Here is a 12,335-nt window from a genome sequence, read left to right on the forward strand (position 1 = left end):
GCTCGCGGAGGCGAGCCAACTGCCGTCCGGTGCCACAGCGACGGAGTTGACCCGGTCAGCGTGACCGACGAGCGTACGGCGTTCAGCACCGGTCACGGCGTCCCAGATCCGTACGGTGCGATCGGAGCTCGCGGAGGCGAGCCAACTGCCGTCCGGTGCCACAGCGACGGAGTTGACCCGGTCAGCGTGACCGACGAGCGTACGGCGTTCAGCACCGGTCACCGCGTCCCAGATCCGTACGGTGCGATCGTCTCCACCGGTCGCCAGGTACGTGCCGTTCGAAGCGATCGCCACCGCGAAGACTCGTCCGATGTGTCCCAGGATTTCGGTGCGCTGTACTTCACGCTTGGCGTCCCAGATGCGGACCGACCAGCCGGCCGTGGCTGACCAGGTGCCGTCCGGTGAGATCGCGACGGCGTTGACGCGGCCGGTCCGGCCGGCCTGATCGACTGAATTGTGGCGTTGTTCTCCCGTAGCGGCGTTCCAGAACTGTACCGAACTGTCGGTGCTCCCTGTGGCAAGCCATTCCCCATCCAGGGACCAGGCCACATCGAAGTACCACTTCGACCGTTCGCCGATTGACCGACCGCCGGCGTAGGCACGATCTGCCTTTCCGCGACCGGGGTTCGGGTTGGCGACGGCATCCCAGACGCGGACGGACCAGTCGGAACTCGCGGTGGCCAGCCAGGTTCCGTCGGGGGCGATGTTGACGGCGTTGACCGGATCGATGTGCCCCTGCAGAAGGGCTTGCTCCTCGCCCGTTGCGACGTTCCAGATCTTGACTGTCCGGTCGTCGCCGGCGCTGGCCAGCCAGGTCTCGTCGGGTGAGATGGCGATGGCGTTCAACAGCTCGTCGAAGCGGCTGATGAAGTCGGTGCGCTGTTCCTCGGTGTTGGGGTTCCAGATGCGCAGCGACCACCCGGCTACCGCTAGCCAGGTGCCGCTGGGTGCGATGGCGACCGATCGAACCCAGTCGGTGGAGATGACCAGTCTGCGCTGCTCTCGTCCGGTTGTGACATCCCAGACGCGCACGGAACGGTCATCGCTGGTGGTGGCCACCCAACCGCTGCCGGGGTCGATGACCACCGATGTGACCCGGTCGCTGTGGCCTGTCAGCTTGGCGCGCTGCGCGCCGGTGCTCACATCCCAGATCCTCACGGAGAGGTCGTCGCCGGCGCTTGCCAGCCAGGTACCGTCGGGAGCAATCGCTACCGCGTTGACCTGCGCTTTGTGGCCCGTAAGTTTCGCTCGCAGTGCGCCGGTGGTGGCATCCCAGGTGCGGATGGACCTGTCCGCACCGGCGGTTGCCAGCCAGGTACCGTCCGCCGCGATCGCGACGGCATTGACTCGGTCGGTGTGCCCGGTCAGCGCCAGCCGTTCCGCGCCGGTGGACGCGTTCCACAGCCGGACGGAGCGGTCCGCGCTGGCAGTAACAAGCCAGCCGCTGTCGGGCGAGATCGCGATGGCCCGGACAGGTGCGGTGTGCCCCGTGATCGTACGACGCAACGCCGGCTCCGGCAGATCGGGAAGCGGCCAGTCGTTGAGCAGTGCCAGCGATCTCCGTTCCCGGCTGAGCGTTCTGACCTGTGCTCCCCACACGGCATCGTGTTCGAGCCGGGCATAGAGGATGTCGACCCGGCAGTGCGGCGGATCGGTGGGGGTCAGGAGGTGGGAGGTCTGGCCGAACAGGCGCCTCAGGTGCGCAGCGGTCGGGCCCGGGATCAGGGCGAGATCCGACAAGGGTGCCACGGCTCCGGACTGCTCCAGTCGTGCGGTCACCCAGCGGACGTCGCATGCCAGCGCTGCAGCCTCTCTGCTGCGTCCCGCGGCCTGGAGGTGTTCGATCAGGTGGTCTTGCAGGTACGGGTGGAGCTCCGGCAGCGACCACCATTCCACGGCGGGTGCGTCGCCGTCCGCTGACATGTCCGATGCCGCCGGTCCTTGGCCGGCTGCGGCCGCCAGTAGCAGGTGGTGGAGCGCTCGGAGTCGCTCGGAGCCGAGTTCCCGGCGCAGAACCTCGCGGATCACGTCATGGAGACTGAACGCGCCACCATCAGCGGTAGGCGTCAGGGATATCAGCGACAGGTCCTCCAGCCGGGCGCACAACGCGCGGGTCGCCACTCCATCCAGCCCATCCGTGGCATTCCACAGGCCGGCCACCATCAGCACCGGTATGGACTCGTCCTCAGCGAAGACCGACAGCTCGGCAAGGCGGACCCGGTCCGGAGGGCGAAGCAGGCCGATGCTGGCATCGACGGTTGCCGCAATGGCATGCTGTCGCTGTCGTGGATCATTGACGTCGAGTTCCTGGCCCGCCGCCCCGGTGAGGTTGTCGACCTGGGACATGCCGTCGCGGCGCAGCCGGTCCAACAATTGTTGCCCCGCGGCTGCGAGGTCGGTGTGGAGACGAGCCTGGTTGACCAGAACGCGATTGATCAGACGCAGCAGCAGCGGCCACCGCCCGGTCTCATCGAGAACGTCACCGACGATGTGAGCCGGCAGGTCCGGCAGGTCCGCCAGTAGGACCGCTCGGGCCTGCATCAATGAAAGCTGGTCCACTCGGACGGAGGCTGCGTCGCCTCCGACCAGGGACGCGTTCCTCGTCGTGATCAGGCGGGCGCTGCGGCCGGCGAGCGGGAACGCTTCGAGCTGCTCGGGAAACCACACGTCGTCCAGGACGAGGAGCCGCGGCGGTCCAGCCCGCAGCAACGCCGACAGGTATTGGCCGGCCTGCTGGGCGTCCGTGAATGATGCCTGCCGATCCGGGTCGATCGCCTGGATCAGGTCGTTGACCTTGTCGGTGAGAGTCCCTCGGCGGACATCTCGCCCGAGGGTCACCCAGTACACGTGATCACCGAACCGGCGAAGTATCCGCCTGTCGGAGCGCACCAGCTTCGCGACCGTGGTCTTGCCGAATCCTCCCGCACCCTGCAGTGCGGTGGTCACTCCCACGGTTCGGCTGCCGCGCCGGCGCAATCCCTCCACGATCCGGTCGACCTCGACGGGACGTTCGATGATCCAGGACTCGGGGCGCTGCTCCGCCGGCACCATGGGCAGCTGATGCTCGATGAGCCGCTGCGCCCACGAGCCTGCCAGGCCCGCCACGGCTGTCCCTGCGGTTCCGAATCCGGCCCACCAGAGCGGCCGCTGCTCCACCGCAGGAAACCACGGCGCGCTTCCGCCCGTTGCCACATTGACAGCGACGGCCACGAGCGTCGCAGCCGACGCAGCAGCGATCACGGACAGGATGAGAAGAGTCCACCGCCACCGCCGCACCAGCTACCTCCTTCCCTGACATCTAAACGCCTCGAATTGATCACCTCCACTCATCACCCGCTGAAGCACGTCTCGGTCGGCAACCTATCCGCGTAGCACCGTTGCCAGGTCGGTGAGCACCCAAGGCGCCTTGATCAGGCCGGCGTCCAGGTCGATCGGTGCGCGCACGTGAAGGACGGCGGATTCTCCGGGCAGCAGGTCGATGAAGCCCCGGTCGACCACCGCGAGAGGATGCACGCGGTCGGGTTGAAGCAGGACGTCGCGAGCCAGGCCGACCGAGTGCACGTGCACGTCGAGCCCGCCGGGGGCCGTTTCCACGTCGACGGTCAGCCCCGGGTCGTCGTACGCGAAATCCCGGTCCTCCGTCGCGAACCACAGCGCGCGGGTATCTCCCAGCCGAGCGACCAGGAGTTCCGACGCCGGATCGCCGATTCGGGCCACGTTGGGCGGCACCTCTACCAGCGCCACGGATCGAGAAGCAGCGGACACCGGCAGGACCGAGGTGGCCCGGACCGCACCGCGGGTGTCGCGGCGCTCGATGAGCACGATTCCGGTCCATTCGTCCGCGTGGTCGTTGAGGACGGCCACCACCAGGCCGCCCACGCGGGGCTGGATCGTCAATGCGCGCTCGGCGTGCAACTCGCGCAGGGCGAAGTAGAGCGGCTTGTATCGCCCGGCTCCGTCGATCGCTGCCCACGAGGTCACCGGCCACAGGTCGTTGAGCTGCCACAGGATGGTTCCGGCGGTGTGCGGCCAGTGCGAGCGCCAGTGCTCGATGCCGGTGCGGACGGCCCGTACCTGGTTGAGCTGGGTCAGGTAGTGCCAGGCCTCGGTGCCGCTTGGTGCCGGGAAGTGCGGTGCCAGGCCGCGGGCCAGCTTGCCGTTGCCGTCCTCGGCCTTCTGGTGGTGCAGCACGCCGGGCGAGTCGGGCAGCATCGGCTCGTCGGAGACCGCGTCGCGCAGCGTGGTCCATGCCGGCGGCGCCTGCCACCCGAACTCGGCCACGAATCGAGGCGTCGAGGCGCGGTAGTTGCGGTAATCCTCGCGGTTCCACACCTCCCACGAGTGGAACGTCTGGTGGTCCGTGTCGTTGGGCGCGACTTCCCGGGAGCCCGACCAGGGGCTGCCCGCCTGGTAGGGCCGGGACGGGTCGAGTTCGGCGACGATCGCCGGCAGCGTCTCGAGGTAGTACCGCTCGCCCCAGGTCGACTCCCCTCCGGGCTCGTCGGCCCAGCCCATGGCCCCGTGCAGCCACAGGTTCTCGTTGTTGCCGTTCCAGGTGATCAGGCTGGGGTGCGGGGCGAGCCGGCCGACGTTGTCGCGGGCCTCGGCCACCACCTCGGAGTAGAGCGGCTCCTCTTCGGGGTAGCAGGCGCAGGCGAACAGGAAGTCCTGCCACACCATCAGCCCGAGTTCGTCGCACACCTCGTAGAAGTCGCGGCTCTCGTACAGGCCACCGCCCCAGACCCGGATCAGATTGACCCCCGCGTCAGCCGCCTCGCGAAGCCGTCGCTCGTAGCGTTCGCGGGTCATCCGGGCCGGGAAGATGTCGTCCGGGATCCAGTTGACGCCCTTGACCAGCACCGGCGACCCGTTGAGGTGGAACACGAACGCGCCCGCGGTCCGGTCGAGCTCCACGGTGCGGAAGCCGGTCCGCCGCTGCCACCTGTCCAGGCTCGCGCCCCGGTCGTCGGTGAGTTCGACGGTCAGGTCGTACAGCGCCGGGTCGCCGTGGCCACGCGGTGCCCAGGGCGTCACCGCGGGCACGGGCAGCACGGTCCGCACGACGGTGTCGCCGGCCGGAATGTCGATGGCCTCGACGACCCGGCCGTCGAGGAACACCTCGGCGCTCAGGGGCCGCGCCCCGGTGCGTTCCACCTCGATGGTCAGGTCGAGCCGGCCGGTGCCGTCCGCGTACGTCGCCAGGGGGCGCACGGTGGCGAATCGCGCGGTGCTCCAGCCCTCCAGGCGTACCGGCCGCCAGATGCCGGCGGTGACCAGGGTCGGGCCCCAGTCCCAGCCGAAGGCGCATGCCATCTTGCGGATGAACTGGAACGGCTCGGGGTAGGCGTTGGGTCGCGGCCCGAGCGCGTCGCGGACGCGTTCCGCCTCGGTGTACGCGGAGGTGAAACGCACCTGGAGCGGCCGGGGGGTGGCGCCGACGAGCGAGGTGACGTCGTAGCGGTAGGTGCGGTGCATGTTGCGGGTCGAGCCGAGGGTGACGCCACCCAACTCGATGCCGGCCACCGTGTCGAGTCCCTCGAAGACGAGATCGACGCGCTCGTGTCCGGGTCCGATCCACGCCACGTCGCGGCTGTACATCCAGTCGGTCCGGCCGACCCAGGCGACCGCGGTCTCGTTGTCGTTCAGGAACGGATCCTCGAGCCGGCCGTCGCCCATCAGGTCGGCGTGGACGCATCCGGGTACGGCCGCCGGCACGGTGACGTCCGCCAGCGCCCGCGCCTGCTCGGGAAGCGTCGCCGCGCTCTCGCCCCGAACGTCGACCCGCAGCTCCCAGGCGCCGCCGAGGTCTTCGGAAAAGGTCATCGGATCCTCATTTCGTGGCCCCGGCGGTGATGCCGTTGTAGATGAGGCGCTGGAGCAGCAGGAAGATCACCACGGTGGGCAGGATGACGATCATGGTGCAGGCGGCGATCGTCTCCCACTGCGCTCCGTAGGGACCCTTGAAGCGGAACAGCGCGGTCGAGATGACGTTGAGGTCCGGCGAGCGCAGGTAGAGGAAGGGGATGTAGAACTCGTTGTAGACGGCGATCCCCTTGATGATCACCACGGTGGCGATGGCCGGCCTCATCAGCGGCAGGATGATCTTGCGGTAGATGGTGAACCGGGAGGCGCCGTCGATCATCGCGGCATGGTCCACGCTCCGCGGAATCGACTGCATGAACTGGATGAAGATGTAGATCGAGACGATGTCCGTACCCATGAACAGGACGATGGCCGACCACGACGTGTTGACCAGGCCCATCGACTTGACGATCTGGTAGGTGGCCACCTGGGTGGTGACGCCGGGCACGAGCGCGGCGACCAGGAACAGGCCAAGGACCAGGCGCTTGAACGGGAAGGCGAAGCGACTGATCGCGTACGCGGCCATGGTGCCGACGAACACGGTGCCGGTCAGCGAGACCGCGAGGATGACCGAGGTGTTCCAGAAACCGCGCAGCATGTCGCCGTCGGTCCAGGCGGTGGCGAAGTTGTCGAGGTTGAACCAGTTCCGCGGCGGCGTGAGCGGACCGGTGGTGTTGTATTCGGTGTGCGTCTTGAACGAGGCGAACAGGACGACCAGCAGCGGAACGATCACGATGATCGACGCCAGCACCAGGGAGACGTACTTGGCGGAGCGCGCCACCGTCTTACTCATGACAGGTTCACCTCGTCGTCGGGCAGCACCTTGCGCTGGATCCAGGTGAGCGCCAGGACCACGGCGAGCAGGACGACCGCCATCGCCGAGGCGAGCCCGATCTGGCGGAACTGGAAGGCCGTCTGGTACGCCTGGACGACGAAGGTGCGCGTCCCGTTCGCGCCGCCGGTCATGATGAACGGGATCTCGAAGACCGCGAGGCTGCCGGAGACGGCCAGGATGAACGACAGGCTGATGATCCGCCGGATGCCCGGCGCGATGATGTAGCGGAACCGGTGCCACCGGTTGGCGCCGTCGATGTCGGCCGCCTCGTAGATCTCGCCGGGGATCGACTGGATGGCGCCGAGGAACAGCACGAAGTTGAGTCCGGTGAAGCGCCACACGGACGTGCCGGCCAGCGAGACGTTGGCGATGTCCGGGTCGCCCAGCCAGAGCTCGGTGTGGCCGCCCAGCCCGACCAGCCGCAGCACCGAGTCGAGCGTGCCGTCCGGCTGGAAGAGGTAGAGGAAGACGAAGCCGACCGCGACGCCGTTCAGCAGGTACGGGAAGAACAGGATGCCTTTGAACAGGTTGCGGAAGCGCACGTTGAACGACAGGACCACGGCGAAGTAGAGGGCGATGGCGATCTGTGCGAACGACGCGACGAAGTAGTAGAGGCTGACCAGGAAGACCCGCCAGTACCGCTCGTCGGTGAACACCCGCACGTAGTTGTCGAGGCCGACCGGGTCCATGGTGACGTCCAGGCCGTCCCACTTGTGGAAGCTGTACCAGACCATGTTCCCGACCGGGACGTAGGTGAAGACGATCAGCAACGTCAGCGCGGGCACGAGATAGAGCCAGGGCGACTGCCGCCGCCACCACGCGGCGATCGTCACTTCATGACCTGGGACTGCGCGGCACCCCACCGCTTGTTCAGCTCGGCGAAGTACGAGTCCTTCGTGCCGTCGGCGGCGCCGCGGGCGATGTCGACAAGCTTCTGCCTGTAGATGCTGCCCTTCAGGTCGATCTCCGACTCTTTGATGATCTCGTCTTCCCTGCCGGCGTTGGTCGTCGCCGCCGGGACCTCCACCAGCTCGACGCCGGTGGCGGTGAAGGCCTGCAGGCCCGCGGGCAGCGCCTGGTCGACGGCGGGCGGGATGGCCTGCTGGTCCGCGGCGAAGCCGGACTCGTTGACGAACCAGTCCAGCCAGGCCCGGGCCGTCGCCTTGTTCCTGGAGTTCCTGCTGACCGCGGCCAGTTTGTCGCCGTCGATGGCGGCGTGGAACCTGCCGCCGGTCTGGTACGGGAAGGGCCAGAAGCCGATGTCGTCGGGATTCGCCTTGGACGCCCTGGCGGCTTCCTGCATCTGCGGAACGGCCCAGGAGCCGAGCAGCATGGCCCCGATCTTGCCGGTGGCGATCAGCGGCTTGGCCGCCTCCCAGTTGGTGGTCAGCGGGTCCCTCTCGTTGAGCCTCTGGCTGACCAGGTCGAAGAGCAGGCTGTCGGTGAGGTACTGGATCTTGCCCGGCTGCCAGGGATCGGGGTCGGCCGGGAAGGTGTCGTTGATCTTCGGGTCGGCCAGGACGGCCCGGTGGTTGTTCCACTCGCTCAGCGGCCAGCCGTCCTTGTAGTTCGTGTAGTACGGCACGGCGTCGGTCTTGTCGACGATGGCCTTGAGCCCCGCCAGGAACTCCTCCGGCGTCTTCGGCGGCGCGGTGACGCCGGCCTGCGCCCAGACCTTCCTGTTGATGACGAATCCCTTGGCGACGCCGCCGAGCGACAACCCGTACGCCCTGCCTTCGTACGACCCCGGCTCGATGAACCGGTACTTCGCCTTGAGCTCCTCGACGCTGCCGAGCGGCTCGAAGAACTGGCCGTACTGGCTGAGGGCGACGGTGTTCGGGATCAGCAGCACGTCGCCGTACTCGCCGCCGCTGAGCTGCGTGGTGACGTCATCCTCGTAGTTCGTCACGGCCTCGAACGTGACCTTGGTGCCGGGGTACCTGGCCTCGAACTTCCTGGCGTACTCCGGCAGCGTCGTGTTCGCCAGGTCGGTCCGGTTGGTCAGGACCGTGATGTCGCCCTTGACGTCGCCGGCGAAGCCGCCGGTCGACCCCTCGGACTCGTTACCCGCCCCGCCGGTGCACCCGGCCACCAGGGCGAGGGTGGCGGCCGCGCCGGCGCCGATGAACTGCCTTCTATTGATCATGCCGGTATCCGTCCTGCTGACTCGGTGGGGGCCCAGCATGAGACGGCCGTCGCGGGCGTGTCAAGGTTAGATTACTAATTTAATTGAACCTAAGACGCGGGTGACGAGGTCCGCGGGAACCCCCCGACGGCCAGGTACGGTATCGACTGAGCGGGTCTCCCGCCCACGGCACGAGACCGGAGAACATCACCCGCCATGGCCCGTCGAGAATCGCCCGCGGCAGGACCGGGCAGCCGCGCCCTGATCGTCGACGTCATCCGTTCCGCGGCGACAATCAGCCGGGGCGAGCTGGCCGACCTCACCGGCCTCACCCAGCCGTCCATCTCCAACATCGTGCGCGACCTCATCGCCGACGGCATCATCCACGAGATCGGCTCGACCGACTCCGCGCAGGGCAGACCCCGCAAGCTCATCGCCATCAACCCGGCCAACCGGTTCGGCATCGGATTCCACTTCGGACCGGAAACGGTCACCTGCGTCGCGATCGACCTCACCGGCGGGGTGATCGGCCGCGAGGCCCTTCCCCGGCTACCGGACGAGATCTGGCCGGTCGATCGACTCGCCGAACGGTTCGACGACTTCACGGCCGGCCTCGACCTACCGCGGGACCGCATCGAGGGTCTGGCGATCGTCGCACCGGCCGCCGTACCCGGCCGGCCCGACGCCACCGCCGGGTTGACCGGGCTACGGGCCGAACTGACGGCACGGATCGGCGTGCCGGTCCTGGTGGAGAACGACTCCGCGGCCGCCGCGCTCGGCGAGTTCTGGAGCCGCCGCGTCGCCCGCGAACAGGCCTTCGGATGCATCTACCTCGCCGACGGCATCGGCGCGGGGTTCGTCTTCGGGGGCGCGCTGTTCCGCGGCGCGAGCTTCGGCGCGGGCGAACTCGGCCACGTGTCCATCCATCACGACGGCCGGCCGTGCCCCTGCGGAAATCGGGGCTGCGTGCAGCAGTACGCGTCGACACAGGCCACCGTGATCGCCGCCCGTGAGCATCCCGGGCTGCGTGCGCGGCTCGCCCTGCAGGGCAGCGACTCCGGCGCCTATGACGCCATCGCCCGGGCCGCCGTCAATGGCGACCCGGACGCCTACGAGGTACTGGACCAAGCCGCCGAATTCCTGAGCGTGGCAGTCACGTCCATGGTCAATCTCCTGGACCTCGGCCGGCTGGTGCTCACCGGACCCGGCGTGGCCGTTGCCGGATCGATCTATGCCCGCCACATGCGCACCCACCTCGCCCGGACGGCGCACAACCGGGAACGGCACCGGGTGTCGGTCGAGCTCTCCGCCCAGCCGCGCGACGCCGCCGGCATCGGCGCCGCGGTCCTGATGGTGCAGGCCTCCATCGCCCCCGGCCACACCCCCGAACCGGCCGGCTAGAACCGCCCGGACGTTCCGCCCACCACCCCGATCGCGAGTTTCTTAAATTAGTAATTTACTGTTGACACCGCGGTAATGCGAGTTTCATGCTGGCTCAACGACCTCCCCGGGTCCCGTCCCCATCCATCTCGTGAGGAGAGAATCTCCAATGAGAGCCATCCCATCCCCCCGGGCGATCGCCGCGGCCTGCACGGCCGTCGCGACGCTGCTGCTCACCGCCGCGACGGTGCAGATGTCCAGCTCCGCCCAGGCGTTTCCCGCCTCCAGCAAGTCGGCAGTCCTCAACCGCCTGCGCTCGATCACCGGGACGAGCATCATCTCCGGGCAGCACAACAAGGAACCCGCCAGCTCGCCCCGGCAGTACACCCAGCAGGCATACAGCGTCACCGGTCAGTGGCCGGGCCTGTGGGGCGGCGACATGATGTTCCGCTCCGCGGACATCGGCAACCGGCAGAGCGTGATCAACGAGGCCAAGGCGCAATGGGCGGCCGGCTCACTTGTCGCACTCACCTGGCACGCCTGCTCACCGACCGTCGGCGCCACCTGCGAATTCGACGGCGGTGTGAAGACCGGCATCTCGGCCGCCCAGTTCCAGCAGATCGTCACCGGCGGCACCGCGCTGAACAACACGTGGCGCAGTCGGATGGCGGCCGTGGTGCCCTACCTGCGGCAGCTCAGGGACGCCGGCGTCCCGGTGCTATGGCGGCCCTTCCACGAGATGAACGAAAGCTGGAACTGGTGGGGCGCGCGTCCCGGCCCCAACGGCGGCGCGAAGATCTACCAGCAGATGCGCGACTACTTCGACAGCCAGGGCCTGGACAACCTGATCTGGGTGTGGAACGTGCAGGACAACCCGGCCGGCGGCTGGGCGAACTACTACCCCGGCAGCAACTACGTCGACGTGGTGTCGCTCGACGTCTGGTACAAGAGCCACCCCTCATCGTCGGACTACTCGCAGATCCAGTCGATCGCGGCCGGTAAGCCGATCGCGCTTGCGGAGATGGGCAAGGTGCCGAACGCCGCGTTGCTGACCGGCCAGACCCGGTGGGCCTACTTCATGATCTGGTCCGAACAGCTGCGCGGAAACAACTCCAACGCCGAGATCCAGGCCGCCTACTTCCACCCCCGCGTCCTCAACCGCGGCGAGTTCAGCATTCCCTGACAACCGACCGGCACCACCGGGAACGCCGTCCGCGCTCTCATGCGCGGACGGCGTTCTGCCGGCGGTAAGCCGGCTCAGCGCGAGGCGGGCGAAGGGGTTCGGGTGCTGTCGCGTACGACGATGTGAGCGGCCGGTGCCTCGTACACGGCGGGAGCGGCCCCGCCCATCGCGTCGAGCATGGCACCCGCCGCGAGCTCGCCGATGCGGCCCACGTCATGGCTCATCGCCGACAGGGCCGGCACGGCCAGCTGGCACTGTGCGGAATCGTCCCAGGCCACCACCGAGATGTCGGCCGGCACGGCCAAACCCTTCTCCCGCAGCGTGTCCAGCACCGCGATGGCCATCACGTCGTTGTCGCAGACGATCGCCGTCGGACTCCCCTGGAGAAGCTCCTCGATCGCGACGCGGCCGGACTCGTAGGAGTAGTCGCCCTCCGCGTGCAGCAGCCGCACGCCCTGCGCCTCGGCCTCCGCCCGCGCACCCTCCCGGCGCAGCTGGGTGTGCACGAACGCCAGTGGACCGCTGACATGCCCGATCGCCTCGTGCCCCTGCTCGGCCAGGAACCGGATCGCCTCCCGGGCGAACCCGGCGTCATCGGTCCAGACCGTCGGCAGGCCCGATGCCGTCGATGGAGCGCCGATCACCACCGCGGGCAGCCCGAGCCGGTTCACCAGGGCGACCCTCTCGTCGTCCGGCGCCAGGTCGACGAGCACGATGCCGTCCACCCGGCCCCGGTCGGCCCACTGCTCGTACGTCTCCGTCTCCGCCTGCCGGTCGATGACGACCTTGACCAGTACCGAGACCCCGGCCGGGGTGAGTACGCGCTCCAGCCCCTCGACGAACTCGTGGTAGTAGGGCTCCTCGCCGAGCACCTTGGAGGCGCGTGCCAGAACAAGGCCGACCCTCCGCTGCGCCTGTGTCACCGCGCCTCCAGTTCAGTTCGTATAGGC

General features: G+C 68.3%; 8 protein-coding genes. 2 read left to right on the forward strand and 6 right to left on the reverse strand.

Annotated features, from left to right (window positions below):
* From AB0B58_RS37600 to AB0B58_RS37620, 5 genes are all read right to left on the reverse strand, one after another.
* Nucleotides 1–3,240, reverse strand: a 3,240-nt coding sequence (locus tag AB0B58_RS37600) for an NB-ARC domain-containing protein (RefSeq protein WP_360234395.1), incomplete at its 3' end; no start/stop codon positions are given.
* A 120-nt stretch (nucleotides 3,241–3,360) separates the two neighbouring features.
* Complete coding sequence (locus AB0B58_RS37605; RefSeq protein ID WP_360234398.1) at nucleotides 3,361–5,823, reverse strand: glycosyl hydrolase 2 galactose-binding domain-containing protein; 2,463 nt, start codon at nucleotides 5,821–5,823, stop codon at nucleotides 3,361–3,363.
* 7 nt (nucleotides 5,824–5,830) lie between these two features.
* Nucleotides 5,831–6,655 (reverse strand): carbohydrate ABC transporter permease, encoded by an 825-nt coding sequence (locus tag AB0B58_RS37610; RefSeq protein WP_360234401.1) that lies wholly within the window; start codon nucleotides 6,653–6,655, stop codon nucleotides 5,831–5,833.
* Nucleotides 6,652–7,530 carry a sugar ABC transporter permease gene (locus AB0B58_RS37615; RefSeq protein ID WP_360234404.1) on the reverse strand — a complete coding sequence of 293 codons (879 nt, stop codon included), beginning with the start codon at nucleotides 7,528–7,530 and terminating at the stop codon, nucleotides 6,652–6,654. The genes AB0B58_RS37610 and AB0B58_RS37615 overlap by 4 nt, the downstream gene beginning before the upstream one ends.
* On the reverse strand, nucleotides 7,527–8,843 hold the full coding sequence (locus tag AB0B58_RS37620; protein ID WP_360234407.1) for an ABC transporter substrate-binding protein: 1,317 nt from the start codon (nucleotides 8,841–8,843) through the stop codon (nucleotides 7,527–7,529). The genes AB0B58_RS37615 and AB0B58_RS37620 overlap by 4 nt, the downstream gene beginning before the upstream one ends.
* A gap of 195 nt (nucleotides 8,844–9,038) precedes the next feature.
* Between AB0B58_RS37620 and AB0B58_RS37625 the strand changes: the two genes are divergently transcribed.
* Nucleotides 9,039–10,223 carry an ROK family transcriptional regulator gene (locus AB0B58_RS37625; protein ID WP_360234410.1) on the forward strand — a complete coding sequence of 395 codons (1,185 nt, stop codon included), beginning with the start codon at nucleotides 9,039–9,041 and terminating at the stop codon, nucleotides 10,221–10,223.
* 148 nt (nucleotides 10,224–10,371) lie between these two features.
* Entirely contained in the window at nucleotides 10,372–11,385 is a 1,014-nt protein-coding gene (locus tag AB0B58_RS37630) for a glycosyl hydrolase (RefSeq protein WP_360234413.1), read from the forward strand.
* 74 nt (nucleotides 11,386–11,459) lie between these two features.
* On the opposite strand, the gene AB0B58_RS37635 is transcribed toward AB0B58_RS37630, so the two are convergent.
* The gene (locus AB0B58_RS37635) at nucleotides 11,460–12,308 is read right to left on the reverse strand and encodes a substrate-binding domain-containing protein (protein WP_360234416.1); all 849 of its coding nucleotides are present in this window, start codon (nucleotides 12,306–12,308) and stop codon (nucleotides 11,460–11,462) included.
* Nucleotides 12,309–12,335 lie beyond the last annotated feature (27 nt).

Source organism: Actinoplanes sp. NPDC049118, assembly GCF_040648555.1.
Lineage (GTDB): Bacteria > Actinomycetota > Actinomycetes > Mycobacteriales > Micromonosporaceae > Actinoplanes.